Source organism: Microbacterium sp. NPDC056569 (genome assembly GCF_042793475.1).
GTDB lineage: Bacteria > Actinomycetota > Actinomycetes > Actinomycetales > Microbacteriaceae > Microbacterium.
The window spans coordinates 131,132-156,269 of the sequence record NZ_JBHTUV010000011.1 but is presented as its reverse complement, the minus strand read 5'-3'; the positions used below and the strand labels follow the sequence as shown (position 1 = coordinate 156,269).

Below are 25,138 nucleotides of genomic sequence, written 5' to 3'. Positions count from 1 at the left end.
TGCGCCCTGGTGCTCGCGTCCACCGACATCTGTGGACGGCGGGGCTCAGTCCTCGCCTGGGGAGGAGTCGCCCTCATCGGCAGGTTCCTCCGCCGGGCGCCCGACGTCGAGCACGATGATCGTGATGTTGTCGCGGCCGCCGTTCTCGAGTGCCGCCTCGAGCATCGCGGCCGCCGCGTCGCCCGGGTCGGCGTTCTCCTCGAGGAAGTGGCGGATGCCGTAGTCGGTGAGCTCCTTCGTCAGTCCGTCGGAGCAGATGACGAAACGATCCCCCGCGATGACATCGAGGCGCACGTAGTCGGGCGTCACGCCCTCGCTCGGCCCCACCGCCCGTGTGATCACGTTGCCGTAGGGATGGTTCTCGGCCTCCTCGGGGCTGAGGCGTCCGGCAGCGACGAGCTCCTGCACGACGGAGTGGTCCGTGGTGATCTGGACGATCGCGCCCTCGCGCACCAGATACACGCGGGAATCGCCGATGTTGAGCGTGACCCAGTGGGGGGCATCGCCCGACGTGTCGAGGAACACGCCCGTCACCGTGGTGCCCGTGCCGTCGTCTGTGGCCTCCGGGTGCGACGCGATGTCTTTGACCGCGCGCGCCAGCGCCTTCTCGATCGTCTTGGGCGTCACCGTGCCGCTGTCGGCGACGGCGCGGAGACGTTCGATGGTGCTCGCACTGGCGATCTCGCCGCCGACGTGACCGCCCATGCCGTCGGCGACGACGAACAGCGGGTACGACGCGAACACCGCATCCTGGTTCACCTCGCGACGCCGGCCGGTGTCGGTCACGGCCGCCCAGGAGAGCTCGAGCACGCCACCGGGAACCGGGACGGCGAGCGACTGGGTGGAAACTTCGGGCACGCCCTGTCCTCCCCGTCGGAATACGCAGGAACCCTTCGCCCCGCGTCCTCACATCCTAGTGGTCACTCGACGGCATCCTCGGACTCGGCGAGCGCTTCGACGACGATCTGCGCCGTCGTGGGCGGCGGCGCGAGCGGCACGGTGGGCACCGCGACGGCCTCCTCCTCCTCCTCGGCGGCACCCTCGAACTGCGCGTTGTAGAGGCGCCAGTACGCGCCCTTCTGCGCGAGCAGCTCGCTGTGGGACCCCTGCTCCACGATCGCGCCGTCCTCCATCACGAGGATGAGGTCGGCATCCCGGATCGTCGACAGCCGGTGCGCGATCACGAACGCCGTCCGGTCCTCGCGCAGCCGCGACATCGCACGCTGGATCAGCAGCTCGGTGCGGGTGTCGACGGACGAGGTCGCCTCGTCGAGGATGAGGATGCGGGGATCGGCGAGGAACGCGCGGGCGATCGTCACGAGCTGCCGCTCCCCCACACTGAGGTTCGTCGCCTCGTCGTCGAGCATCGTGTCGTAGCCGTCGGGCAGCGCGTGGACGAAGCGGTCGACGTAGGCGGCCCGTGCTGCGGCGACGATCTCCTCCTCGGAGGCCTCCGGACGGCCGTACGCGATGTTCTCGCGGATCGTGCCGGCGAACAGCCACGTGTCCTGCAGCACCATGCCGGTGCGCGCACGGAGATCGTCGCGCGTCATGCTGCGCGTGTCGACGCCGTCGAGCGTGATGCGGCCGACGTCGACGTCGTAGAAGCGCATGATGAGGTTCACGAGCGTCGTCTTGCCGGCGCCGGTCGGCCCGACGATCGCGACGGTGCTCCCCGGCCTGGCGGCGAGCGTCAGCGAATCGATCAGCGGCTTGTCGGCGACGTAGCGGAACGACACGTCCTCGAACTCGAGGCGGCTCGCCGAGTCCGGTGCGGTCTCGGCGGGGTCGTCGTCGGGCGTCTGCTCCTCCTCGTCGAGCAGCTCGAACACACGCTCGGCGCTGGCGACGCCCGACTGCAGCAGGTTCGCCATCGATCCCAGCTGGCTGAGGGGCTGCGTGAACTGACGGGAGTACTGGATGAACGCCTGCACGTCGCCGATCGACATGAGGCCGGCGGCCACCTGCAGTCCGCCGACGACGGCGATCGCGACGTACACGAGGTTCCCGACGAACATCATCGCGGGCATGATCACGCCCGACAGGAACTGCGCGCCGAAGCTCGTGCGGTACAGCTCGTCGTTCTCGGCGCGGAAGTCCGCCTCGACCTCCTTCTGGTGGCCGAACACCTTCACGATCGAGTGGCCCGAGAACGTCTCCTCCACGCGCGCGTTGAGCACGCCCGTCGTCTTCCATTGCTGCACGAAGAGCTTCTGCGAGCGCTTGGCCACGAGCACGGTGATGAGGATCGTGAGGGGGATCGTGACGAGCGCGATCACCGCCAGGAGCGGCGAGATGAGGAACATCATCGTGAGCACGCCGATCACCGTCAGCAGCGAGATGACGACCTGGGAGAGCGTCTGCTGCATCGTCTGGCCGATGTTGTCGACGTCGTTCGTGACACGGCTGAGCAGCTCGCCGCGCTGCACGCGGTCGAAGTACGACAGCGGCAGGCGGTGCACCTTGTCTTCGACCTGCAGACGCAGGCGGTGCATCGCACGCTGCACCACGCCGTTCAGGATGCGCGCCTGCAGCCACCCGAACAGGCTGGAGAGCACGTACACGACGAGCACGAGTGCGAGGATGCGGGCGAGCTGCTCGAAGTCGACGCCGGCGCCCGGCACGAAGTCCATCGCGGCGATCATGTTCGCCTGGTCCTGGTTGCCCGAGGCGACGAGCTGGTCGATCACCTGCTGCTTGGTCATGCCCGCCGGCATCTGCAGCGAGATGAAGCCGGCGAACACGACGTTCGTGCCCTCGCCGAGCAGCTTCGGCCCGATCACCGAGAGAGTGACCGACAGGATGCTGAACAGGAGCACCACGAACAGCAGCGGCCTGTCCGCGCGCAGGGTGCCGAGCAGGCGCTTCGCGCTCGGACCGAAGTTCTGCGCCTTCTCGCCGCCCGTCGCCTGCCCCATCGGCCCGCGCCCGAGCGGCATCCGCTGCACGGGCCGCCCCGGGCCGCTCATGCCGCCGCCTCCGCCGCGAGCTGGGACTCCACGATCTCGCGGTAGGTGTCGTTGGTCTCGACGAGCTCGTCGTGCGTGCCGATGCCGACGATGCGCCCGTGGTCGAGCACCAGGATCTGGTCGGCGTGCTGGATCGTCGAGACGCGCTGCGCGACGACGAGCCGGGTCGCGTCGGGCAGGTGGGTGTCGAGCGCGCGGCGGAGCGCAGCATCCGTCCGAAGATCCAGGGCCGAGAACGAGTCGTCGAAGATGTACGTCTCCGGCCGTTTCACCAGCGCCCGCGCGATGGCCAGACGCTGGCGCTGCCCGCCCGAGACGTTGGTGCCGCCCTGCGCGATCTGCTCCGCCAGCCCCTCGGGCATGGCGCGCACGAAGTCGGCGGCCTGCGCGAGCTCGAGCGCGTCCCACAGCTGCTCGTCGGTCGCATCGTGGTCGCCGTAGCGCAGGTTGGACGCGATGGTGCCCGAGAACAGGAAGGCCCGCTGCGGCACCAGTCCCACTCGTGTCCACAGCTCGTCGGGGTCGTAATCGCGGACGTCGACGCCGTCGACGCGCACACTGCCCGCGGTCACGTCGAACAGGCGCGGAACGAGGCTGACCAGCGTGGTCTTGCCGGAGCCCGTCGATCCGATGACCGCCGTCGTGGTGCCCGGCTCGACCGTGAAGGTGAGGTCGTGCAGCACGGCGTCCTCGGCGCCCGGATAGGCGAAGTCGACATGGTCGAACTCGATCCGGCCGGTGGGAGCGGGGGCGGATGCTGCGGCCACCGGCGCCGACACCGACGGCGCGGTCTCGAGCACCTCGCCGATCCGGTTGGCGCACACCGCCGCGCGCGGGATCATGACGAACATGAAGGTCGCCATCATGACGCCCATCAGGATCTGCATCAGGTAGGTGAGGAAGGCGAAGAGGGTGCCGATCTGCACGCCGTTGTCCTGCACCTGGAAGGCGCCGAACCAGATGACGGCGACGCTCGACAGGTTCATGACGAGCATGACCGCGGGGAACATCAGCGCCATCAGGTTGCCGGCGCGCAGGCCCGTCGCCATCACGTCGTCGCTGGCGGCCTCGAAACGTTCGCGCTCCTGCCGCTCGCGCACGAACGCGCGCACCACGCGGATGCCGCTCAGCTGCTCGCGCATGATCTGGTTCACGCGGTCGATCCGCGTCTGCATCTGCGTGAAAGCGGGCACCATGCGCCACACGATCAGCCCGACGATCACCAGCAGCACCGGAATCGCCACCGCCATCAGCCACGAGAGGCCGGCATCCTGGCTGATCGCCATGATCACGCCGCCGATCGCGAGGATGGGCGCCGAGATCATCAGCGTCGCCGACACCTGCACGAGCATCTGCACCTGCTGCACGTCGTTGGTGTTGCGGGTGATGAGCGACGGTGCACCGAACTGACCGACCTCGCGCTGCGAGAACGCGACGACCCGATGGAACAGGTCGCCGCGCAGGTCGCGCCCCATCCCCATCGCCAGCCGCGAGCCGAAGTACACCGCGACGATCGCGCACACCACCTGCACCAGGCTGACGATCAGCATGACGCCGCCGGTGGACCAGATGTATGGGATGTCGCCGGTCACCACGCCGTTGTCGATGATGTCGGCGTTGAGCGTCGGCAGCCACAGCGACGCGATCGACTGCGCCAGCTGGAAGACGACCACCGCCACGATGAGCGGCCAGGCGGGAGTGAGGTACCGCACCAGGAGCTTTCCGAGCACGACGGTCCTTTCCGGCGCGCGGAGTCGCCCGCTCTACAGGCCGCGCACGGATAGCGACGCTACGCCTGCGCCGTCACCCTGGACAAGCCGTCGCGTACGCCGTCGGCGAACTCCCCCGGCGCCGGCCGTGGAGCGTCAGACTCCCGCGTCCGGCGGCGGGAAGAGCGCGTCGATCGCCGCAAGGTCCGCGTCCGTCGGCGTCCATGCCGAGGCCGCCGCGGCGTTCGCCCGCACCTGGTCGGGTGTCGTCGCGCCGGCGATGACGCTCGACAGGGCCGGCCGCGACAGCAGCCATCCGAACGTCGCCTCGAGCATGGTGATGCCCCGTTCGTCGCAGAACGCCTGGTACCTCTCGAGCGCGTCCCACGGCGCGTCGTCGTAGAGGTGGCGGCGCTGCCGGATGATGCGGGTGTCGGCGGGCGCGGCGTCGCGCGTGAACTTGCCCGTCAGCAGCCCGTTGAAGAGCGGGAAGTACGGGAAGAAGCCGAGACCGTAGCGCTCGACGGCACGCAGCAGGTTCCGCTCGGCCCCGCGCGCGAGCAGGCTGTACTCGTTCTGCGACGACACGAACGGCACGCCGTGGCGCATGAGCGCGGTGAAGTGACCTTCGGCGATCTGCCAGCCCGAGAAGTTCGAGTGTCCGATGTAGCGGACCTTGCCCTCGCGGACGAGGTCGCCGAGCGCGTCGAGCGTCTCTTCCATCGGCGTGCCGTCGTCGGGTACGTGCAACTGGTAGAGGTCGATCCACTCGGTCTTGAGACGGGTGAGGGATGCCTCGACCGCGCGCCGGATGTACGACCTCGAGCCCTTCGCACCCGACGGCGGGTAGCCCATGTCGCGGCCCGGGTGCCCGAACTTGGTCGCGAGCGTGACCTGGTCGCGGCGCCCCTTGAGCGCCTCGCCCATGAGGGTCTCGGACTGGCCGGGATCCCCGCCGTACATGTCGGCGGTGTCGAGGAACGTCACCCCGGCCTCGATCGCGGCGTCGAGCACCTCGCGCGTGCCGTCGATCGTCTCGGTGCGGGTGCCCGGTCGCCCGAAGTTGTTGCAGCCGAGGCCGACGGCGGAGACGAGGAGGCCGGACGCGCCGACGCGGCGAAGGGGAACAGTCGAGCTCATGCGTCCACGTTAGCGGCGACGCCGGAATGCGTCGTCGCTGTCCCGCTCGATGCGACACGCGTCCTGCGGCCGCCCCACGCGACAGCCCCTCGCCGTGCGGCGAGGGGCTGTCGATGGCGCTAGGGCTTGGGCACGTCGGGCGCGGGCGGCTCCGTCGCGGGCGGCTCGGTCGCCGGAGGCTGCGCGGCCGGGGGCTCGGCAGCGGGCGGCGGGGTCGCCGGGGACTGCGCGGGCGGCGGGGTCGCCGGGGACTGCGCGGGCGGCGTCACCGGCGGCTGCCCGGCAGCCGGTGGCGGCACGGGCGCGGTGGGGCCGGCCGGGGGCGCGGGCGGCGGCGTGTAGCCGGCGGGCGGCGCCGGCGGTGCCGTGTAGCCGGCCGGGGGCTGGTAGCCCGCGGGAGCGCCGTAGCCGGGCGTCGTCGCGGGGTTCGCGGGATAGCCGCCCGCAGGCGCCTGGCTGGGGATGCCCGCCCAGACCGTGTTGTCGGCGAGGAAGCTGCGGGCCCACGGCGCGGCGGGGATCGCGGTGTTCCAGCGCGAGCGGTCGAACGCGTTGATGCCGAGCCAGACGATGGCGAGGAAGAAGTAGAGGATGAGCCAGACGGCTTCCTTCTGCAGCTTCAGGCCCACTCGCCATGCCGCGAGCAGGGTGTAGATGAACGTGGCGATGCCGATGAGCGTGCCGAGGACGGGCACCCAGCCGAGCACGATGGTGCCGCCCCACAGCGCCAGCAGCCACCACGGGTTGAGGTCGCCCAGCTTCACGAAGATGAGGGTGTTGTAGACGGGCACCCATGCACGCCAGCGGCCCTGCACGCCGGCCTTGTCGAAGACCTTCATGAGGAACCAAGAGCCGATGACGTAGCCGGCGATCGCGAGCAGGAAGAGGAAGGGGGCGAGCACGAGCCAGGCGATGAGCGCCCCGACTCCGCTGCCGTCGTTGTAATCCATGTGGAGCGACCTCCGAGAGAGTCGGTTCGGGGCGCACCGGGACGCGCCCACGGAGCCCCTGCTCCGCTCGACACATGCTAGCGACGCTCTCAGCTTCCTGTCAGCATTGACACCGCTTCGGGGGGATGGCCCCCTTCGGCGCCGGTGGATAGCCTGAGCAGAACTCCCGAGCGAAGGGCCGCCATGACCGACCAGACACCATCCGCCTACACTCCCCCGCCGAAGCCTCCCCAGTCCGCCGCCGACGCCGCACGCGCCGCCGACCCGGACGACACGGGCGTCCCGACGGTCGAGGGCGAGGTCGCGGACGTCGGGCGCGGGTTCTTCTCCGCGCTCTTCGATCTCTCGTTCCGCACGTTCATCACGCGGCGACTGGCGAGCGTCTTCTACCTCGTCGGCCTCATCGCCATCGGCATCGGCTTCATCGTCTACTTCGTCGGCGGCATCATCAGCGCCGTGTCGGTGATGTGGTTCAACCTCGGCGCGGGCATCAGCGGGCTCGTCGCGACGATCATCGTCGTACCCGTGATCACGTTCCTCGCGATCATCCTCCTGCGGTTCGTGATCGAGGCGGTCGTCGCACTCATCGCGATCGCCGAGAACACCGAGCGCACGGCGCAGCACACCAAGCGCTGACTGCGAGGCGCCACCGCCGTGTTGCGCGCGGTGACGCGCAGCGTTTGCGACAAGGGCCGCGACGGGCGAGAGTGGGCGGATGCCGGACGCCTCCCCCGCCACGATCCTCGACGCCCCGCACGCCGACGCCGCGGTGCTCGACAACGCCCCCTGGCACGCGCTGACCGGACCGCACGCCTCGTTCGCGATCGGGAACGACCTCGTGCGCCGCTACCCCGAGGACGTCGCGCCCTTCGTGGCCGTGCGCACGTGGGACGACCCGGGCGTCTGGCAGGCGCTCGTCGATCTGGTCGGTCACGACGCCGAGATCGGGCTGTCGGGGTACGACGGCGAGGTGCCGGCGGGCTGGGAAGTGGTGGGCCAGGGCGAGGGCGTGCAGCTCGTCGAGACCGGCGCGCTGCAGCCGCGCCCCGATGCCGAGGCGATCCTCCTCGGCGCCGACGACGTGCCCGAGATGCTCGCGATCGTCGAGCGCAACCAGCCCGGTCCGTTCCGCCCGCGCACGTACGAACTCGGCAGGTACGTCGGCATCCGGCGCGACGGGCGCCTGATCGCCATGGCCGGCGAGCGGCTGCACCCCGAGGGCTGGACCGAGATCAGCGCGGTCGCCGTCGACGCCGACCACCGTCGGCAGGGGCTCGCGTCGCGCCTGGTGCTCGACGTCGCCTTCCACATCCAGCAGCGCGGCGACCGTGCCCTGCTGCACGCGGCGGCGTCGAACGTCGGAGCGATCGCGGCGTACGAGCGACTCGGCTTCGCCCTGCGCCGGCGCAACCGATTCTCCGCCGTGCGCACGCCCACGCAGTAGCGCGGACGCGGGCCGCGCCGCGCTCAGGCGAAGAGCTCGAGCTCGCCGGCGCCGATGTCGCGCACGCGCAGGCCCGCAGCATCCGCCCACGTCACGAAGCCCGCGGCAGAGGCGATACGCGGGCGATCCTCGGCGAGCCGGCGCACGAGCGCGCCCTTCGCATGCTTGTTGAAGTGGTTGAGCGCGCGCACGGTCCCGTCGGGTCCCTCGCTCACGACGCGGACGTAGCGCGACGCGATGCCGTCGGGCACCGGACCGAGGCCCACGTACGCCTCGGAGCGCAGGTCGAGCACGAAGCGCGGCGCGTGGTCCGCGAGGGCGGAGCTCACATCGGCGGCCCACAGCCGCCGCAGCGGCGGCACACCCGGAAGCGAGGTCGACGCGCCGAGACGGTACGCGGGGATCGGGTCGAGAGCACCGACCGGCCCGAACGGCGCGGAGTGCACGAGAACGTGGGCACCCAGCCAGCGCCGGCCGGCGGCGGAGACGGATGCTGCGCCCAGCGCGTCGAAGAGGACGCCGGTGTAGCGGTCGATAGCGGCCATGGTGGGCGCGGTGCGCAGAACGGCGTTCACGGCGACCTCGCCACGCTGCCTCGGGCCGAGCTTGAGCACCCTGGCGGCCTCATCCTCGTCCGCCGAGAGTGCGACGAGCGCGTCGAGGACCGCTTCGCGCTGTGCCGCCAGCTGCGGCAGAGCGATCCGGGTCGGATCGAACGGAGCCCCCGAACCCCCGGCCCGCTTGGTCTCGGACGGCGGAAGAAGGATCAGCATGGGGCTCCGTGGGACGGTTCGGGTGAAGGGTTCCCGGGGAAACGACTCGGCCGATCCCCGAGGGGACCGGCCGAGTGCGGATGGTGGTGGATCAGGAGATCAGTGCGGCGTTTCCGGCCACGATCGTGAGGTCGTCGCCCTCCATCGACAGGAAGCCGTCCTGCGCGTTGGCGATGATCTTCGTGCCGGAGGTCTCGGTGATGCGCACCTGACCTTCTGCGAGGATCGCGAGCACCGGCTCGTGGCCGGTCATGAAGCCGATCTCGCCCTCGACGGTCTTGGCGACGACGAGCGACGCCTCACCCGACCAGACCTCCGCGTCCGCGGAGACGAGGCTCACCTTGAGCGGCATGTCAGCCGTTCTCCTTCTGGATGCGCGCCCACTGCTCTTCGACGTCGGAGATGCCGCCGACGTTGAAGAAGGCCTGCTCGGCGACGTGGTCGAAGTCACCCTTGACGATGGCGTCGAACGACTCGATGGTCTCCTTGATCGGGACCGTCGAACCCTCGACACCGGTGAACTTCTTCGCCATGTAGGTGTTCTGCGACAGGAACTGCTGGATGCGGCGCGCGCGGGCGACGACGATCTTGTCCTCTTCCGAGAGCTCGTCGACACCGAGGATCGCGATGATCTCCTGCAGTTCCTTGTTCTTCTGGAGGATCTGCTTCACGGCGGTCGCCACGCGGTAGTGGTCCTCACCGATGTAACGCGGGTCGAGGATGCGGCTCGTCGACGTCAGCGGGTCGATGGCCGGGTACAGACCCTTCGACGCGATCTCACGCGAGAGCTCGGTGGTGGCGTCGAGGTGCGCGAACGTGGTCGCCGGCGCCGGGTCGGTGTAGTCGTCGGCGGGGACGTAGATCGCCTGGAGCGACGTGATCGAGTGGCCGCGGGTCGACGTGATGCGCTCCTGGAGGACGCCCATCTCATCGGCGAGGTTGGGCTGGTAGCCCACCGCGGACGGCATGCGGCCGAGCAGCGTCGAGACCTCGGAACCGGCCTGCGTGAAGCGGAAGATGTTGTCGATGAAGAGCAGCACGTCCTGCTTCTGCACGTCGCGGAAGTACTCCGCCATCGTGAGGGCCGACAGCGCGACGCGCAGACGCGTCCCCGGCGGCTCGTCCATCTGACCGAAGACGAGCGCGGTCTTGTCGAAGACGCCCGCCTCCTCCATCTCGCCGATGAGGTCGTTGCCCTCACGGGTGCGCTCGCCGACACCGGCGAACACCGACACACCGCCGTGGTCCTGCGCGACGCGCTGGATCATCTCCTGGATGAGGACCGTCTTGCCGACGCCGGCACCGCCGAACAGGCCGATCTTTCCACCCTGCACGTACGGCGTGAGCAGGTCGATGCTCTTGATGCCGGTCTCGAACATCTCGGTCTTCGACTCGAGCTGGTCGAACGAGGGCGCCTGGCGGTGGATGCCCCAGCGCTCGGTGATCTCGATGGTCTCGCCGGGCTCGCCGTTCAGCACGTCACCCGTGACGTTGAACACCTTGCCCTTGGTGACGTCGCCGACGGGAACCGTGATCGGGCCGCCGGTGTCGCGCACCTCCTGGCCGCGGACCATGCCGTCGGTCGGCTTGAGCGAGATGGCGCGGACGAGGTCGTCACCGAGGTGCTGAGCCACCTCGAGCGTGATCTCGGACGCGTCGTCGCCGATCACGATCGTGGTCTTCAGCGCGTTGTAGATGTCGGGGATCGAGTCGTGCGGGAACTCGATGTCGACGACGGGGCCGGTGACGCGGGCGACGCGCCCGACGACCGCCGTCTCGGTCTTGTCAGCGGTGAGGCTCATGGCTTCTTCTCTTTCGTGTGGTCTGGGTGCGCAGTGCTTCTCGGGCGCGGCGGCGTTTCCGCTATTTGCCCGAGGAGAGCGCGTCGGCGCCGCCGACGATCTCGGCGATCTGCTGCGTGATCTCGGCCTGGCGCGCGTTGTTGCGCAGGCGCGTGTAGTCGGTGATGAGCTTGTCGGCGTTGTCGCTGGCGGACTTCATCGCCTTCTGCGTCGCGGCATGCTTCGCGGCCGACGACTGCAGGAGGGCGTTGAAGACACGGCTCTGGATGTACACCGGCAGGAGCGCGTCGAGCACCGTCTCGGCGTCGGGCTCGAACTCGTACAGCGGGTACACCGCGGCGGAGGACGACTCCTCGGCCTCGACGACCTCGAGCGGAAGCAGGCGCACCGTCTCGGGCGTCTGCGTCATCATGCTGACGAAGCGGTTGTAGACGAGGTGGATCTCGTCGACGCCGTTCTCTTCGCCGCCGCGGTCGTATGCGTCGAGCAAGGTCGCCGCGATCTCCTCGGCCGTGGTGAAGTGCGGGGTGTCGGTGTCACCCGTCCACTCGGCGGCCGCATCCATGCGCCGGAACTGGAAGTACCCGACGGCCTTGCGACCGACGAGGTAGAACACCGGCTCGCGGCCCTCCTCGCGGAGCAGCTGCGCGAGCTCGAGGCCCTCGCGGAGGATCTGCGAGTTGAACGCGCCCGCGAGACCGCGGTCGGACGAGAAGATCACGACCGCGGAGCGGCGGATCGTCTCTCGTTCGACGGTCAGCGGGTGATCGACGTTGGAGTGCGTCGCCACGGCGGAGACGGCGCGCGTCACGGCCCGCGCGAAGGGCGACGACGCGCGCACACGCGCCATCGCCTTCTGGATGCGCGAAGCCGCGATGAGTTCCATCGCCTTCGTGATCTTCTTGGTCGTCTGAGCAGAAGAGATCTTCTGCTTGTAGACCCGGAGTTGTGCGCCCATGGTTTATGCCCAGGCCCGCCTCAGCGGCGGCCCTTGACGATCTTCTCCTGGTTCACGTCGTCGGCCTGCGCCGCCGCGACCTCTTCGTGGCCGGGCTTGGTGATCGACTGGCCCTTGCCGGCCTGGAACTCGAGGATGAACTCGTCGGTCTTCTTCGTCAGCTCGGCCACCGTGTCGTCGTCGAGGACGTTCGTGTCACGCAGCGTGTCGAGGATCGTCGTGTTGCGGCGCAGGTAGTCGAGCAGCTCGCGCTCGAACGCCAGCACGTCCTCGACCTCGATCGAGTCGAGCTTGCCGTTGGTGCCGGCCCAGATCGAGACGACCTGCTCCTCCACCGGGTACGGCGAGTACTGCGGCTGCTTGAGCAGCTCGGTCAGGCGCGCGCCGCGGGCGAGCTGACGACGCGAAGCCGCGTCGAGGTCGGAGGCGAACATCGCGAACGCCTCGAGCGAGCGGTACTGGGCGAGCTCGAGCTTGAGCGTGCCGGAGACCTTCTTGATCGACTTGACCTGGGCGTCGCCGCCGACGCGCGAGACCGAGATGCCCACGTCGACCGCGGGACGCTGGTTGGCGTTGAACAGGTCGGACTGCAGGAAGATCTGGCCGTCGGTGATCGAGATCACGTTGGTCGGGATGTACGCCGAGACGTCGTTGGCCTTGGTCTCGATGATCGGCAGACCCGTCATCGAGCCGGCGCCCAGCTCGTCGGACAGCTTCGCGCAGCGCTCGAGCAGACGCGAGTGCAGGTAGAAGACGTCGCCCGGGTAGGCTTCGCGGCCCGGCGGGCGGCGGAGGAGGAGCGACACGGCGCGGTACGCCTCGGCCTGCTTCGACAGGTCGTCGAAGATGACCAGCACGTGCTTGCCCTCGTACATCCAGTGCTGGCCGATGGCCGAGCCGGTGTACGGCGCGAGGTACTTGAAGCCGGCGGGGTCGGAGGCGGGAGCCGCGACGATGGTCGTGTACTCCAGCGCGCCGGCGTCCTCGAGGGCGCCCTTCACGGCCGCGATCGTCGAGCCCTTCTGGCCGATGGCGACGTAGATGCAGCGCACCTGCTTGGTGACGTCGCCCGACTCCCAGTTGGCCTTCTGGTTGATGATCGTGTCGATCGCGATGGCCGTCTTGCCGGTCTGGCGGTCGCCGATGATGAGCTGACGCTGGCCGCGGCCGACGGGGATCATCGCGTCGATGGCCTTGATGCCGGTCTGCAGCGGCTCGTGCACCGACTTGCGCTGCATGACGCCCGGCGCCTGCAGCTCGAGGGCGCGACGGCCGACCGTCGCGATCTCGCCGAGTCCGTCGATCGGGTTGCCGAGCGGGTCGACCACGCGGCCGAGGTAGCCGTCGCCGACGGCGACCGAGAGCACCTCGCCGGTGCGGGTGACCTGCTGGCCGGCCTCGATGCCGGCGAAGTCGCCCAGGACGACCACACCGATCTCGTGCTCGTCCAGGTTCAGCGCGAGGCCCTGCGTGCCGTCCTCGAACGTCACGAGCTCGTTCGCCATGACACCGGGCAGGCCCTCGACGTGGGCGATGCCGTCAGCAGCGTCGACGACCGTGCCGACCTCGGTGGCCGCAGCCCCGGTGGGCTCGTAGGCGGCGACGAAGTCCTTCAGCGCGTCACGGATGACGTCGGGGCTGATAGAGAGATCTGCCATTGTTTTCCTTCGTTCAAGGGGCCTCGGCCCCGAAATCTCCGCGTGTGCGGGAAGTCTGTGTCAGCCGGCGAGCCGCTGACGGAGGTCGGCCAGGCGCGACGACACGCTCGCGTCGATCACGTCGTCCGCGATCTGCACGCGCACACCGCCCACGACGGTCGGGTCGACGATGGTGTTCAGCGAGACCGGAGTGCCGTAGCGCTTGGTGAGCGCGGCGGTGAGCCGCTCGCTCTGCGCGGCGCTCAGCGGCGCCGCCGCGACGACGGTCGCGACCGCGCGGCTGCGCTGGTCGGCGACGAGCCGGGTGGCACGCGCCAGCAGCTGGCGCACGCGCCGCTCGCGGGGCTGGCGGATGAGGGAGGACGCGATCAGCGTCGCCCCCGCGCTCGCCCGGCCCTGCAGCAGCTTCTCGACGAGCGTCCCCTTCGCGGCGGAGTCGCCCAGCCGGCTCCCCAGCGCGAGCTCGAGCTCGGGGTTGTCGGCGACGGTCCGCGAGAACGCGAACAGTTCGGCCTCGACGTCGGCGTTCGCGTCGGCGACAGCGGCGGCCCGCACCGCGAGCTCCTCGATGCCGTCGACGAGATCGTCGGACGAGGACCACCGCTCGGCGACGGCGGTCGTCAGCAGCGATGCCGTCGTGGGCTTCACAGCCTTGCCGAACACGTCGGCGACGACTTTGCGGCGGGCCTCGGCCGGCGCGGCGGAGTCGGCGAGCGCGCCGCTCAGCTGCGACGAGTCGCCCACGGCGCGCGCGACGGCGAACAGCTCGCCGGCCACGTCGAGGTCGACGCCCGACGCGGCGCGCAGCGCCGCGGTCGTCGCCGCCAGGGCCTGAGTGGTCGCGCTGCCCATTACGCCTTGGCCCCTTCGGACTCCTCGAGCTCCGCGAGGAAGCGGTCGACGACGGCCTGGGCCTTCTTGTCGTCGGACAGCGTCTCGCCGATCACGCCGCCTGCGAGGTCGAGGGCGAGCGTGCCCACCTCGCTGCGCAGCGACACGAGAGCCGACTGGCGCTCCGCCTCGATCTGGGCGTGTGCCGTCGTGGTCAGGCGCGTGGCCTCGGCCGCAGCGGTCTCCTTGGCTTCGGCGACGATCTTCTTGCCGTCCTCACGGGCGGCGTCGCGGATCTCACCGGCCTCCTTGCGCGCGTCGGCGAGCTGGGAGGTGTACTCCTCGAGCGCAGCCTCGGCCTTGCGCTGGGCCTCATCCGCCTTGGCGATGTTGCCCTCGATCGCCGCGGAGCGCTCGTCGAGCAGCTTCTTCATCTTCGGAAGGGCGACCTTCCAGAAGATGATGAGGATGACGATGAAGCAGACCGACGACCAGATGATGTCGTACCAGGCGGGGATGAGGGGGTTGTGAGTCTCCCCCTCCTCCGCCGCGTACGCGACAAGAGCGTTCAGCATCCTGTCTCCTTAGGACTGTGTATCGGCGATCAGACGAAGATGAAGTAGGTCGCGATGCCGATGAAGGCGAGCGCCTCGGTGAAGGCGATACCGATCCACATGAGCACCTGCAGGCGACCGGCGAGCTCGGGCTGGCGGGCGACGCCCTCGATCGTCTTGCCGACGACGATGCCCACGCCGATGGCCGGGCCGATCGCGGCGAGGCCGTAGCCCATCGTCGCGACGTTGCCGCTGAGCTCTGCGAGAACCGTAGTTGCGTCCACGGGGGTGTTTCCTTTCAGTTGTGGGCGGCTTTGCAGCCGTCCCGCTTTCAGTGCTCTTCGGCGACCGCGAGCTGGATGTAGACCGCGGTGAGGAGAGCGAAGACGTAGGCCTGGAGGACCGCCACCAGGATTTCGAACAGGGTGAAGACGAAGCCGAAGGCGAGGCTGCCCGCGCCGAGCACCGTCCACCAGCCGCCGAGGTCGACGACGAAGAACTGCGTCGCGGCGAAGAAGAGGACCAGCAGCAGGTGGCCGACCATCATGTTCATCAGGAGTCGGAGCGTCAGCGTGACGGGCCGGATGATGAACGTCGAGATGAGCTCGATCGGCGTGACGATGATGTAGATCGGCCACGGCACGCCCGACGGGAAGAGGGAGTTCTTGAAGAAGTTACCCGGGCTCTTCTTGATGCCGGCGTAGATGAACGTGACGTAGCTCACGACCGCCAGGGTGAGCGGCACGGCGATGATGCTCGTCCCGGCGATGTTCAGGAACGGGATGATGCCCGTGATGTTCATGAACAGCACCATGAAGAAGATCGTGGTGAGGATCGGCAGGAAGCGCTGGGCGTCCTTCTTGCCGAGCAGGTCTTCGCCGATGTTGACGCGGACGAAGTCCAGCCCCATCTCGACGAGGCTCTGGAACCGGCCGGGCACGACGCGCATGCGACGCGTGCCGAGCCAGAAGATCAGGATGACCGCGAGCGTGGCGAGGAACTGGATCAGGTGGATCCGGGTGACCGGGACCACCCCGAACGCAGTGAAAAGAACCTCGGGGAAGAACTCTTCGATCGACGGCCCGTGGAAGACGGGCGGTTCATCCGCGGCAAAGGGGGCGATCAGGGTCGCAGCTTGAATAGACAGCGCTGGCTCCAGCTTCGGGGCACCGGAGAAGACCGGTGCGACGATGGTCGGTGAGCGTCACTCCGCAAGAACTCGCAGAGCGAGTGGGCGGGCGCTCGTTCAGCCTATCAAACTTGTGAGGTCGCTGAATCCGCGCCCCGGGGTCAGGACGCGTCGTCCCTGCGGTCCCCGGCATCCGGATCCGTCGGAAGCTCGACGTCGCTCACGTTCGGCACCCGCATGCGAAGCAGCACCACCACATCGATCGCCAGCGACGCGAGCACGCTCGCCACCAGCGCCAGGAAGAACACGGTGCCGACGATCCAGGGCTGGTCGCGCAGCACGAACAGCGCGATCAGGAAGACGACGAACTTGAGGATCCAGCCGCCGAGCACGATGCCGAAGAAGATCGGCACGTAGAGGGCGTCGCCGTACCAGCGGTTCGCGATGAGGATGCTGGCGGCGGTGATCGCGAGGAAGACGGCCGCGATGAGCACGCCGGCCAGCGCGCTCCACATCCCGTCGGCGCCCGCGACGAGGAATCCGACGATCGCGCCGACGACCGCCAGGATCGCGGTCACGCTCGCCGACCACACCAGGACGGTGCGCAGGATCGGGGTGCTCGAGATCGGGGTGCTGGAACCGGGGTTGGTGCTCATCGGGCGTCCTCCTGTGCGGGCGCGGGATCGTGGTGAAGTCCGGGCTCGGGCTGGAACTCGGGTTCGGGCTGAAGTCCGGGCTCGGGCTGGAGCTCGGGTTCGGGCGCGACCGCAGCGGCGTGGGCGAGGCGGCGGCGCGAGGGAAGCAGGGTGACGACGAGGCACGCCGCGATGCCGACGATGCCGTAGAGCACGCCCAGGAGGTAGTCCCCCGGCCACTGCAGCGTCGTGCCGATGTACATCAGCAGCACCGACAGGCTCACGAGCGCCGTCCACGCGTAGAAGATCAGCACGGCATCGCGGTCCGAGTGCCCCATGTCGAGCATGCGGTGGTGCAGGTGCTTGCGATCGGGCGAGAAAGGCGACTTGCCGCGGCTCATCCGTCGCACGACCGCGAGCCCGAAGTCGAGCAGCGGCAGCAGCACGACGACGACGGGCAGCAGGATCGGGATGAACGCACCGAGGAGCTGCGAGCGCCCGAACTCGTCGTTGTCGGCGATCATCGCCGGGTCGAAGTTGCCGGTGATCGAGATCGCCGAGCAGGCCATGAGGAGGCCGAGCATGAGCGCGCCGGCGTCGCCCATGAACAGGCGCGCCGGGCTCCAGTTCAAGGGGAGGAAGCCGATGCAGGCGCCGATCAGCACCGCGGCGATGAGCGACGACAGGGTGAAGTACGTGCTCGAGCCGATGTCGCGGAAGACCATGTAGGAGTACGCGAAGAACACCGCGTTCGCGATCAGGCAGACGCCGGCGACCAGTCCGTCGAGTCCGTCGATGAAATTCACGGCGTTCATGACGACGACGATCGAGAACACGGTGAGGGTGAAGCTCGCCCAGCTGGAGAAGATGGTCATCCCGCCCAGCGGCAGCGTGTAGATCTGCAGCTGACCGAACCACGCGATCACTCCGGCGGCGAGGAACTGCGCGCCGAGCTTGATCATCCAGTCGAGGTCCCACAGGTCGTCGAGAACGCCGATGACGACGATGAGCGCGGTCGCGCCGAGCAGCGCGTACATCTGCTGCGGCTGCGCCCAGACGATGGAGAAGTACGGATGCTGCGACGAGACCGCGAACGCCGCCAGCACGCCGAGGAACATGGCGATGCCGCCGAGGCGTGGCGTAGGAGTCTTGTGGACGTCGCGCTCGCGGATCCCCGGGTACAGCTTGTACCGGAGGCTGAGACGCCAGACCGCCCACGACAGGACGAAGGTGACGGCCGCCGTGAGGAGGATCGTGAAGACGTACTGCTTCACGAGCGGTCGGGGTCAGGCGTCCCGGGCGCGGGAGCGGCCTCGAGCTCCGGTGCTCCGGGCGCGGGAGTCGCCTCGGGTGCGGCATCCGTGTCCGCGGCGTCGGGAGCGGGAGCCGCCTCGTCGGCGTCCGGCCCGGAGCGGGGCTCGGGCTCGAGGAGGTCACCGAGCACGTCGCGCAGCTGCTCGCGGCTCACCGCGCCGTCGCGCAGCACGCGCACCTGCGGCGCGTCGCCGCCGACGAGGCTCGTCGCGTCGATGATGGTCGACGGGATCCCCGTCGTGGACGGACCGTCGCCGAGGTAGACGGCGACGCTGTCCTTCAGCATGCCCTCGGCGTCCTCGGCGGTGATGCCGGCGGCCATGCCGGTGAGGTTCGCGCTCGAGACGGCGAGCGGGCCGGTCTCCTCGAGCAGCTCCAGGGCGATGCGATGCGCCGGCATGCGCACCGCGACGGTGCCGCGGGTCTCGCCGAGGTCCCACGACAGCGAGGGCTGCGCGGGCAGCACGATGGTGAGCCCGCCCGGCCAGTAGGCCTCGACGAGTCGCTCGATCGGCTCGGGCACTTCGGCGACGAGCGCGCGCAGCGTCGTGAGCCCGGCGACGAGCACGGGGGGCGGCGACTGGCGTCCGCGCCCCTTCGCGGCGAGCAGGCGGGCGACCGCCTGGTGGTCGAACGCGTCGGCGGCGACGCCGTACACGGTGTCGGTGGGGATGACGACGAGCTCGCCGCGGCCGATGGCCTGGCGCGCCTGGCGCATGCCGGTGAGCAGCTGCGCCTCGTCACGGCAGTCGTAGATGGGGGACATGTCGCCCGTCAGTCTAGTTGCGAAGCCCCGGACGAACGCTCCGAACCGGTCGAGCCGTCAGGGGTGCAGGGCGGTCGTCGCCCGGTCGCGCATCGTGAGATCGGGATGGGTCGCCGCGGCCCGCCAGCCGTCGGCCGCCAGGATCCCCCGGATCGCCTCGCCCTGCCACTCGCCGTGCTCGATCACGATCATGCCGCCGGCGTGAGCCAGGCGCAGGCCCACCCGGCTCAGCACGCGGACCACGTCGAGGCCGTCCTCGCCGCCGTACAGCGCCGCGGGCGGGTCGAAGAACCGCACCTCCGGATCGCGCGGGATCGCGGCATCCGGAACATACGGAGGATTGGAGGCCACCACGGAGACCGTCCCGTCGAGCTCCGGGAAGGCGTGGGCCAGGTCGATGAAGGCGAGCGTCGCGTTGTCGGCGCCGACGTGGGCGAAGTTCTCCTTCGTCCACACGAACGCGTCGACCGAGTTCTCGGCGGCGAACACGCGAGCGTGCGGCACCTCGGTCGCCATCGCGAGGGCGATCGCGCCGCTTCCGGTGCCCAGATCGACCGCGACCGGAGAGACGGATGCTGCCGCCCGCAGCGCGTCGATCGCCAGCTGCGCGACGACCTCGGTCTCGGGACGCGGCACGAACACGCCGGGCCCGACCCGCAGCTCGAGGTGCCGGAACGGGGCCGTGCCGGTGATGTGCTGCAGAGGCTCGCGCGTCGACCGGCGTGCGACGAGTTCGTCGAAGCGGGCGGCGTCGGGCGCGGTCACGCGGTCGCCGCGGATCGCGGCGGCCTGCACTCCCCCGCGCCCGAACCCGAGCACGAAGGCGGCGAGCAGCTCGGCGTCGACGGCCGGGTCGGCGATGCCGGCCTCGGCGAGGCGGGCGGCGGCACGGCGAAGCGCCTGGGAGAGCAGGGGGGATTCGTCGGGAGAAGCCATGACCGCATCCACTCTAGGCCCCTGCCGGCCGGGCGATTCCGCCGATCAAGGCGGTCAGGGTACCGGGGCGCGGCCAGCCTTTCGTCACAGAAGGACTCACAGCGAAAGGCTCGCCCTAGGCTGGGCTCGATCCGCCGTGAACCCCGCGAAAGGCCCGACATGCCCGGCATCCACTCCGACATCACCGCTGCTTTCGGCAACACCCCTCTCGTCCGCCTCAACCGCGTGACGAACGGCTCGGGCGCCGAGGTCCTCGCCAAGCTCGAGTACTACAACCCCGGCTCGTCCGTCAAGGATCGCCTGGGCATCGCCATCGTCGACGCCGCCGAGGCGTCGGGTGCGTTGAAGCCGGGCGGCACCATCGTCGAGGGCACGAGCGGCAACACCGGCATCGCGCTCGCCCTCGTCGGCGCCGCGCGCGGCTACAAGGTCATCCTCACGATGCCGTCGTCGATGTCGGTCGAGCGCCGCCAGCTGCTCAAGCGGTTCGGCGCGGAGCTCGTCCTGACCGACCCGGCCGGCGGCATGAAGCTCGCCGTCGCCGAGGCCGAGCGCATCGTCGCCGAGACGCCCGGTGCGATCCTCGCCAAGCAGTTCGAGAACGAGGCGAACCGCCAGATCCACCGCAAGACCACCGCCGAGGAGATCTGGCGCGACACCGACGGCGAGGTCGACATCTTCGTCGCCGGCATCGGCACCGGCGGCACCATCACCGGTGTCGGCCAGGTGCTCAAGGAGCGCAAGCCCGAGGTGCAGGTCGTCGCCGTCGAGCCGACCGCCTCCCCGCTGCTGTCGACCGGCACCCCCGGACCGGCCAAGATCCAGGGCATCGGCCCGAACTTCGTTCCGCCGATCCTCGACACGAACGTGTTCGACGAGGTCGTCACCGTGGAATTCGAGGACGCCATCTCGACCTCGCGCGACCTCGCCGCCAAGGAGGGCATCCTCGTCGGCATCTCGAGCGGCGCCGCCGTATGGGCCGCTCTCCAGATCGCGGCCCGCCCCGAGAACGCCGGCAAGAAGATCGTCGTCGTCACCCCCGACACGGGCGAGCGCTACCTCTCGACCGCGCTCTTCGAGGATCTGCGCGAAGATTGACACGTCACGACGGCGCGCCGGCCCGCTCGGGTGCCGGCGCGCCGTCGCCGTCTTCGCACATCGCTGATCCGAGGGAGCACCCCGTGCCCGGCATCCATTCCGACATCACCACCGCCTTCGGCGAGACGCCGCTCGTGCGCCTCAACGCGCTCACGGAGGGTCTCGGAGCGGAGGTGCTGGCGAAGCTCGAGTTCTACAATCCGGGCTCGTCGGTCAAGGACCGTCTCGGCTACGCGCTGGTCGAGGCCGCCGAGGAGGCGGGCGAGCTGCCCCCGGGCGGCACGATCGTGGAGTCCACGAGCGGCAACACCGGCATCTCCCTCGCGCTGATCGGCGCCGCACGCGGCTATCGCGTCATCCTCACCATGCCCGCCTCGATGTCGAAGGAGCGCCGCACGCTGCTGAAGGCGTACGGCGCGGAACTCGTGCTGACCGACCCGTACAAAGGCATGACCGAGGCGGTCGAGACCGCCAGGCGCATCGTTGCCGAGACGCCGGGCGCCGTCCTCGCGCGCCAGTTCGAGCACGAGGCGAACGCCGCGATCCACCGCAAGACCACCGCCGAGGAGATCTGGCGCGACACCGAGGGCCGCGTGGACTGGTTCGTCGCGGGTTCGGGCACCGGCGGCACGATCACGGGCGTCGGGCAGGTGCTCAAGGAGCGCAACCCCGACGTGAAGATCGCGCTCGTCGAGCCGAAGGACTCCCCCGTCCTGACGGAGGGCCGCGCCGGCGGCCACCGGATCCAGGGCATCGGGCCGAACTTCGTCCCCGAGGTGCTCGACCGCTCCGTGGTCGACGAGATCTTCGACGTCGACTTCGACGACGCGATCGGGGTCGCCCGCGACCTCGCCACCCGCGAGGGGATCCTCGCGGGCATGTCGGCGGGGGCGGCCGTGTGGGCGGCGCTGCAGATCGCCGCACGCCCCGAGGCCGCCGGGCAGCGCATCGTCGTGATCGTGCCCGACTCCGGCGAGCGATACCTGTCGACTGCTCTGTACGAGCACCTGCGCGAGCCGGAGGCCCAGACCAAATGACCGACGAACGCATCGGATTCTTCGCGCGCGCACGGGAGGATGTCGCGGCCGCGAAACTGCGCGACCCCGCCGCGCGCGGCGGGGTGGAGATCGCCGTGCTGTATCCGGGCCTGCACGCGATCTGGGCCCACCGCGTGTGGCACGCCCTCTGGACGCGCGACATCCGGTTCGCCGCACGGGCCGGGTCCCAGATCACGCGCTGGCTCACCGGCATCGAGATCCACCCCGGCGCGACGATCGGGCGGCGCTTCTTCATCGACCACGGCATGGGCGTCGTGATCGGCGAGACCGCCGAGGTCGGCGACGACGTGATGCTCTACCACGGCGTCACGCTCGGCGGCCGGCAGCGCGAGGGCGGCAAGCGGCACCCCACGATCGAGGACGGCGTCGCGGTCGGCGCCGGCGCCAAGATCCTCGGCCCGATCACGATCGGCGCCGGATCCGTCGTCGGCGCGAACGCCGTCGTCACCAAGGACGCCCCCGCCGACAGCGTGCTCGTCGGCGTGCCCGCGAAGCCGCGCGCCCGTCGTGTCGGCGACGACACCCGCGCCCTGCTGACGACGCCCGAGTACTACATCTGAGCTTTGCGGGACGGATGTCGCGTCAGGCCGCGCTGCGGCGGTAGATCGCCGCGGCGGCCGTGCGCGACGGCGCCTCGAGTTTGCGCAGGATCGCCGAGACGTGCACCGACACGGTCTTGACGCTGATGTAGAGCCGCTCTGCAATCTGGCCGTTGCTGAGTCCCTCGGCGACGAGCTCGAGCACCTGCTCCTCGCGAGCGGTCAGCACCGACCGTGACGCATCGCCCGTGAGCCCGGCGTCGGTCATCAATGCGGTCGCTCGCGCCGCGAGGCCATCGGCACCGAGCTCGTCGGCGTACGACGCGGCCGCCGCGAGCACCTCCCGGGCGCCCGTGCGATCGCCGCCGGCGAGGAGCGCCTCGCCGTGCCGCACGCGGGAGTACGCCCGGACGTAGGCGGGTCCCGCCGCGTCGATCGCGGCTGTCCATGGGCCTTCGCCGAGCTCGGCCGCGAAGACCGCGGCCCAGAGGGGTGTCACGGGCCACGCGTCGAACCCGGCGAGCACGGCTCGATACGGCTCGATGTCGGCGTCCTCGCCGCGCTCGCGCAGCATCGCGACGGCTCGCGCCGCGACGGCCGTGAGGGGCAGCGCGAGCACGCCGCCGGCGGACGTCTCCCACGCCAGCTGCGCGTGGGAGAGGGCCTGCCGCGCATCGCCGCGGGCGAGCGCGAGTTCGCCCAAGTCGTACGCCATGCCGAATCGCGTCTGATACTCGTAGGCACCGAACCGGTCGAGCTCGAGGCGCGCCGCCTCCAGCGCCGCCTCGGCGCCGTCGATGCGCCCGCGCCAGATCGCGAGGCAGACCAGCCGCTCACGGAGGAACGCGGAGTAGAGACCCGGTTCGACCAGCGGCAGCAGTCCGCCGAGCTGCTCGGCCTCCCTCAGGCGTCCGGCGTAGATGTGCGCCTCGATCACGTTGGCCTCGATCATGACGAGCGGCCCCAGGTCGGCGACGTGCGAGCGTCCGTACTCCAGACCTTCCTGCGCCACGCCCACCGCGTCGTCGTACCGGCCCACCTGCATCAAGGTGTTCGAGTAGTTGATGTAGTACCGCATCATCGCGCGGACGAAGGGGGCCGAGTGGCCTCGCGCCTCCTCGAAGAGGGCGACGCCGCGCACGTCGCCCACGCTCGCGCGGCAGGTCGCAGAGATGAGCAGGGCCTGCGCGACGATCTCTTCGGCTGCCGGATCGCCGGCCGACGTCGACGTCCCGGCCGTCGCGCGCGCCTGTGCGGCGACCTCGTCGCCGAGGCTCTGACGCCCGTTCAGCATGTGCACGCGGGCGGAGCTGAGCAGCAGCCCGGCCCGCTGCACGCCGTGGCGCGGATCGTCGCCGAGGATCGCGAGCGCCTGTTCGATGCTCTCGATGCCGTCCGACACCCCGGCCTGGAACTCGATGGTCGCGAGGTCTCCGAGCATCTCGGCGCGCCCCACGACGTCGTCCTCGGGCCACAGTGCGACCGCCTCCTGCGCGAAGGCGAGGGCGCGGTCGTTGCGGTTCGCCGACACGAGGGCCGCGGAGGTGCGTCGCAGCACCTCGGCGCGTGACATGCCGCTCACCTTCTCCGGCTCGGGAACCGCGTCCCACAGCTCGAGCACCCGCTCCCCCGCCTCGGCCGCCGTCGACCACGCCGAGGCGACGCTCGCGGCGCGCTGCGCCGCCACTCCCGCCGCCAGCGCGCGATCGGGCACCCGGGCCGCACGCCAGTGGTGGGCGATGTCGGCCAGGACGCGCGCCGTCGGCGCGGCGTCTTCGAGGGCGACGGCGTACGCGGTGTGCAGGCGCGTGCGCTCGGTCGGCAGCAGCTCCGCGTACACCGCCTCCTGCATGAGCGCGTGGCGGAAGGCATAGGCGTCGTCGCGGATCACGACGATCTGCGCGTCCACGGCGCTGCGGACGGCGTCTTCGAGGTCGGCTTCGTCGCCGTGGAAGACCTCGCGCAGGACGGGATGCGCCACCTCGACGCCGCCGGTCGCCAGCACGCGTGCGAAGCGGCGGGCGGCAGCATCCAACCGCTCGTAGCGCAGCAGGAGCACATCGCGCAGCGAGACCGGCAGCCGGGCGCCCGAGAAGCTCGCGAGCTCCTCGACGTAGAACGGGATGCCCTCGCTCCGGGCTGCGATGTCGTTCAGGACGCCGGGCGCCAGCGCGTCGCCGTGCACGGCGGTGGCGAGAGCGCCGGATTCGGCGGGGCTGAGGCGGGCGAGCGGGCGGTGCGTCAGCAGTCGGCCGCGGTCGAGCTCGGCGAGCACCGGGCGCAGCGGATGGGCTCGCCCCACGTCGTCGGTGCGGTACGACAGCAGCACGAACAGCGGCAGGACCGCTGCCCGGCGGACGAGCCGCGCGGCGATGTCGCACGTGGTGCTGTCGGCCCAGTGCAGGTCTTCGACGATGATCACCAGCCGGTGGGTGCGCGCCAGCTGCGAGAACAGCTCGACCACGACGTCGGCGAGGCGCTCCGCGTCTCCGGGGGTGTGGGCGAGTGCGGGCACGAGCACGCCGAGCGCGTCGGCTCCGGGTCCTGCGGCCGCGCGCACCGCATCGACGCCGAGCGCGTCGACGAGGTCCCGCAAGAGGTCGGTCACCGCCGTCAGCGGCGCCGGACCCGAGCCCGAGTCGACGCACGCGCCGCGCACCACCACGACGCCGTCGAGGCCCTCGGTGAAGTCCCGCAGCAGGCGCGTCTTGCCCATTCCCGCGTCGCCCGACACCACGACGGCGCGGCCTTCGGAGCCGACGGCGTCGACCTCCTCGCGGAGCGCGTCGAGGTCCGCCTGGCGGCCGACGAGGGGCACCCGGCCGATCTGCATACCGCCCATCATCCCACCAGCCTCCCGGCTGAGGCGGCCGTC

Annotated in this window: 24 protein-coding genes; 5 read left to right on the top strand and 19 right to left on the bottom strand. The window is 70.2% G+C overall.

The features are described 5' to 3' along the window. Positions 1 to 45: 45 nt before the first annotated feature. From ACFQ7C_RS14310 to ACFQ7C_RS14290, 5 genes are all read right to left on the bottom strand, one after another. Positions 46 to 858, bottom strand: a complete 813-nt coding sequence (locus tag ACFQ7C_RS14310) for a PP2C family protein-serine/threonine phosphatase (protein WP_378902295.1) — start codon at positions 856 to 858, stop codon at positions 46 to 48. Positions 859 to 920: 62 nt separating this feature from the next. After that, positions 921 to 2,969, bottom strand: coding sequence for an ABC transporter ATP-binding protein (locus ACFQ7C_RS14305; RefSeq protein WP_378902292.1), 2,049 nt, complete (start codon positions 2,967 to 2,969; stop codon positions 921 to 923). Beyond that, positions 2,966 to 4,699, bottom strand: coding sequence for an ABC transporter ATP-binding protein (locus ACFQ7C_RS14300; RefSeq protein ID WP_378902289.1), 1,734 nt, complete (start codon positions 4,697 to 4,699; stop codon positions 2,966 to 2,968). The genes ACFQ7C_RS14305 and ACFQ7C_RS14300 overlap by 4 nt, the downstream gene beginning before the upstream one ends. A 135-nt stretch (positions 4,700 to 4,834) precedes the next feature. Beyond that, complete coding sequence (locus ACFQ7C_RS14295; RefSeq protein WP_378902286.1) at positions 4,835 to 5,818, bottom strand: aldo/keto reductase; 984 nt, start codon at positions 5,816 to 5,818, stop codon at positions 4,835 to 4,837. A gap of 119 nt (positions 5,819 to 5,937) precedes the next feature. Further along, positions 5,938 to 6,768 (bottom strand): large exoprotein, encoded by an 831-nt coding sequence (locus ACFQ7C_RS14290; RefSeq protein ID WP_378902283.1) that lies wholly within the window; start codon positions 6,766 to 6,768, stop codon positions 5,938 to 5,940. Positions 6,769 to 6,951: 183 nt separating this feature from the next. On the opposite strand from ACFQ7C_RS14290, the gene ACFQ7C_RS14285 reads away from it, so the two are divergent. Both ACFQ7C_RS14285 and ACFQ7C_RS14280 read left to right on the top strand, forming a co-directional pair. Beyond that, positions 6,952 to 7,404: a DUF4282 domain-containing protein gene (locus tag ACFQ7C_RS14285; RefSeq protein WP_378902280.1), complete on the top strand. Its 453-nt coding sequence runs from the start codon at positions 6,952 to 6,954 to the stop codon at positions 7,402 to 7,404. Between the two features lie 79 nt (positions 7,405 to 7,483). Beyond that, a complete protein-coding gene (locus tag ACFQ7C_RS14280; protein ID WP_378902277.1) occupies positions 7,484 to 8,212 on the top strand; it encodes a GNAT family N-acetyltransferase in 729 nt (242 codons plus the stop codon). Between the two features lie 23 nt (positions 8,213 to 8,235). Here ACFQ7C_RS14280 and ACFQ7C_RS14275 read toward each other — a convergent pair whose 3' ends face one another. The 13 genes from ACFQ7C_RS14275 to prmC all read right to left on the bottom strand — a co-directional run bounded on the left by ACFQ7C_RS14275 (position 8,236) and on the right by prmC (position 19,568). Beyond that, on the bottom strand, positions 8,236 to 8,985 hold the full coding sequence (locus ACFQ7C_RS14275; RefSeq protein ID WP_378902274.1) for a YaaA family protein: 750 nt from the start codon (positions 8,983 to 8,985) through the stop codon (positions 8,236 to 8,238). A 91-nt stretch (positions 8,986 to 9,076) separates the two neighbouring features. Then, on the bottom strand, positions 9,077 to 9,337 hold the full coding sequence (locus ACFQ7C_RS14270; protein ID WP_045297537.1) for a F0F1 ATP synthase subunit epsilon: 261 nt from the start codon (positions 9,335 to 9,337) through the stop codon (positions 9,077 to 9,079). Position 9,338: 1 nt separating this feature from the next. Then, complete coding sequence (gene atpD / locus ACFQ7C_RS14265; protein WP_378902270.1) at positions 9,339 to 10,787, bottom strand: F0F1 ATP synthase subunit beta; 1,449 nt, start codon at positions 10,785 to 10,787, stop codon at positions 9,339 to 9,341. Positions 10,788 to 10,848: 61 nt separating this feature from the next. Beyond that, positions 10,849 to 11,745, bottom strand: a complete 897-nt coding sequence (locus tag ACFQ7C_RS14260) for a F0F1 ATP synthase subunit gamma (protein ID WP_378902267.1) — start codon at positions 11,743 to 11,745, stop codon at positions 10,849 to 10,851. A gap of 20 nt (positions 11,746 to 11,765) precedes the next feature. Further along, the gene (gene atpA, locus ACFQ7C_RS14255; RefSeq protein ID WP_378902264.1) at positions 11,766 to 13,403 is read right to left on the bottom strand and encodes a F0F1 ATP synthase subunit alpha; all 1,638 of its coding nucleotides are present in this window, start codon (positions 13,401 to 13,403) and stop codon (positions 11,766 to 11,768) included. A 60-nt stretch (positions 13,404 to 13,463) separates the two neighbouring features. Next, a complete protein-coding gene (locus ACFQ7C_RS14250) occupies positions 13,464 to 14,255 on the bottom strand; it encodes a F0F1 ATP synthase subunit delta (RefSeq protein WP_378902261.1) in 792 nt (263 codons plus the stop codon). Further along, positions 14,255 to 14,809 (bottom strand): F0F1 ATP synthase subunit B, encoded by a 555-nt coding sequence (locus ACFQ7C_RS14245; RefSeq protein ID WP_378902258.1) that lies wholly within the window; start codon positions 14,807 to 14,809, stop codon positions 14,255 to 14,257. The genes ACFQ7C_RS14250 and ACFQ7C_RS14245 overlap by 1 nt, the downstream gene beginning before the upstream one ends. Before the next feature lie 29 nt (positions 14,810 to 14,838). Continuing rightward, entirely contained in the window at positions 14,839 to 15,072 is a 234-nt protein-coding gene (gene atpE, locus ACFQ7C_RS14240) for an ATP synthase F0 subunit C (RefSeq protein WP_045274135.1), read from the bottom strand. 47 nt (positions 15,073 to 15,119) lie between these two features. Next, positions 15,120 to 15,914: a F0F1 ATP synthase subunit A gene (atpB, locus tag ACFQ7C_RS14235; protein ID WP_378902466.1), complete on the bottom strand. Its 795-nt coding sequence runs from the start codon at positions 15,912 to 15,914 to the stop codon at positions 15,120 to 15,122. A 164-nt stretch (positions 15,915 to 16,078) separates the two neighbouring features. Further along, positions 16,079 to 16,573 (bottom strand): hypothetical protein, encoded by a 495-nt coding sequence (locus ACFQ7C_RS14230; protein WP_378902255.1) that lies wholly within the window; start codon positions 16,571 to 16,573, stop codon positions 16,079 to 16,081. Further along, a complete protein-coding gene (locus ACFQ7C_RS14225; protein WP_378902252.1) occupies positions 16,570 to 17,826 on the bottom strand; it encodes an undecaprenyl/decaprenyl-phosphate alpha-N-acetylglucosaminyl 1-phosphate transferase in 1,257 nt (418 codons plus the stop codon). The genes ACFQ7C_RS14230 and ACFQ7C_RS14225 overlap by 4 nt, the downstream gene beginning before the upstream one ends. After that, positions 17,823 to 18,632, bottom strand: a complete 810-nt coding sequence (locus ACFQ7C_RS14220) for an L-threonylcarbamoyladenylate synthase (RefSeq protein ID WP_378902249.1) — start codon at positions 18,630 to 18,632, stop codon at positions 17,823 to 17,825. The genes ACFQ7C_RS14225 and ACFQ7C_RS14220 overlap by 4 nt, the downstream gene beginning before the upstream one ends. A 57-nt stretch (positions 18,633 to 18,689) precedes the next feature. Further along, the gene (prmC, locus tag ACFQ7C_RS14215) at positions 18,690 to 19,568 is read right to left on the bottom strand and encodes a peptide chain release factor N(5)-glutamine methyltransferase (protein WP_378902246.1); all 879 of its coding nucleotides are present in this window, start codon (positions 19,566 to 19,568) and stop codon (positions 18,690 to 18,692) included. Positions 19,569 to 19,727: 159 nt separating this feature from the next. Here prmC and cysK (ACFQ7C_RS14210) point away from each other — a divergent pair, with 159 nt between their 5' ends. The 3 genes from cysK (ACFQ7C_RS14210) to epsC all read left to right on the top strand — a co-directional run bounded on the left by cysK (ACFQ7C_RS14210) (position 19,728) and on the right by epsC (position 22,284). Next, positions 19,728 to 20,666, top strand: coding sequence for a cysteine synthase A (gene cysK, locus ACFQ7C_RS14210; RefSeq protein ID WP_378902243.1), 939 nt, complete (start codon positions 19,728 to 19,730; stop codon positions 20,664 to 20,666). Between the two features lie 83 nt (positions 20,667 to 20,749). Continuing rightward, a complete protein-coding gene (cysK, locus tag ACFQ7C_RS14205; protein ID WP_378902240.1) occupies positions 20,750 to 21,703 on the top strand; it encodes a cysteine synthase A in 954 nt (317 codons plus the stop codon). Continuing rightward, positions 21,700 to 22,284 (top strand): serine O-acetyltransferase EpsC, encoded by a 585-nt coding sequence (epsC, locus tag ACFQ7C_RS14200; RefSeq protein WP_378902237.1) that lies wholly within the window; start codon positions 21,700 to 21,702, stop codon positions 22,282 to 22,284. The genes cysK (ACFQ7C_RS14205) and epsC overlap by 4 nt, the downstream gene beginning before the upstream one ends. Positions 22,285 to 22,306: 22 nt before the next feature. Here the strand turns inward: epsC and ACFQ7C_RS14195 are convergent, their stop codons facing one another. Beyond that, complete coding sequence (locus ACFQ7C_RS14195) at positions 22,307 to 25,108, bottom strand: AAA family ATPase (protein ID WP_378902234.1); 2,802 nt, start codon at positions 25,106 to 25,108, stop codon at positions 22,307 to 22,309. Between the last annotated feature and the right edge of the window lie 30 nt (positions 25,109 to 25,138).

Excerpts from the sequence above, each read along its gene's own strand:
- ACFQ7C_RS14305 (WP_378902292.1), bottom strand. The coding sequence starts at position 2,969 with ATGAGCGGCCCGGGGCGGCCCGTGCAGCGGATGCCGCTCGGGCGCGGG.
- ACFQ7C_RS14295 (WP_378902286.1), bottom strand. The coding sequence starts at position 5,818 with ATGAGCTCGACTGTTCCCCTTCGCCGCGTCGGCGCGTCCGGCCTCCTC.
- ACFQ7C_RS14290 (WP_378902283.1), bottom strand. The coding sequence starts at position 6,768 with ATGGATTACAACGACGGCAGCGGAGTCGGGGCGCTCATCGCCTGGCTC.
- ACFQ7C_RS14285 (WP_378902280.1), top strand. The coding sequence starts at position 6,952 with ATGACCGACCAGACACCATCCGCCTACACTCCCCCGCCGAAGCCTCCC.
- ACFQ7C_RS14280 (WP_378902277.1), top strand. The coding sequence starts at position 7,484 with ATGCCGGACGCCTCCCCCGCCACGATCCTCGACGCCCCGCACGCCGAC.
- ACFQ7C_RS14275 (WP_378902274.1), bottom strand. The coding sequence starts at position 8,985 with ATGCTGATCCTTCTTCCGCCGTCCGAGACCAAGCGGGCCGGGGGTTCG.
- ACFQ7C_RS14270 (WP_045297537.1), bottom strand. The coding sequence starts at position 9,337 with ATGCCGCTCAAGGTGAGCCTCGTCTCCGCGGACGCGGAGGTCTGGTCG.
- atpD (WP_378902270.1), bottom strand. The coding sequence starts at position 10,787 with ATGAGCCTCACCGCTGACAAGACCGAGACGGCGGTCGTCGGGCGCGTC.
- ACFQ7C_RS14260 (WP_378902267.1), bottom strand. The coding sequence starts at position 11,745 with ATGGGCGCACAACTCCGGGTCTACAAGCAGAAGATCTCTTCTGCTCAG.
- atpA (WP_378902264.1), bottom strand. The coding sequence starts at position 13,403 with ATGGCAGATCTCTCTATCAGCCCCGACGTCATCCGTGACGCGCTGAAG.
- ACFQ7C_RS14250 (WP_378902261.1), bottom strand. The coding sequence starts at position 14,255 with ATGGGCAGCGCGACCACTCAGGCCCTGGCGGCGACGACCGCGGCGCTG.
- ACFQ7C_RS14245 (WP_378902258.1), bottom strand. The coding sequence starts at position 14,809 with ATGCTGAACGCTCTTGTCGCGTACGCGGCGGAGGAGGGGGAGACTCAC.
- ACFQ7C_RS14230 (WP_378902255.1), bottom strand. The coding sequence starts at position 16,573 with ATGAGCACCAACCCCGGTTCCAGCACCCCGATCTCGAGCACCCCGATC.
- ACFQ7C_RS14220 (WP_378902249.1), bottom strand. The coding sequence starts at position 18,632 with ATGTCCCCCATCTACGACTGCCGTGACGAGGCGCAGCTGCTCACCGGC.
- prmC (WP_378902246.1), bottom strand. The coding sequence starts at position 19,568 with ATGGCTTCTCCCGACGAATCCCCCCTGCTCTCCCAGGCGCTTCGCCGT.
- cysK (WP_378902243.1), top strand. The coding sequence starts at position 19,728 with ATGCCCGGCATCCACTCCGACATCACCGCTGCTTTCGGCAACACCCCT.
- epsC (WP_378902237.1), top strand. The coding sequence starts at position 21,700 with ATGACCGACGAACGCATCGGATTCTTCGCGCGCGCACGGGAGGATGTC.
- ACFQ7C_RS14195 (WP_378902234.1), bottom strand. The coding sequence starts at position 25,108 with ATGATGGGCGGTATGCAGATCGGCCGGGTGCCCCTCGTCGGCCGCCAG.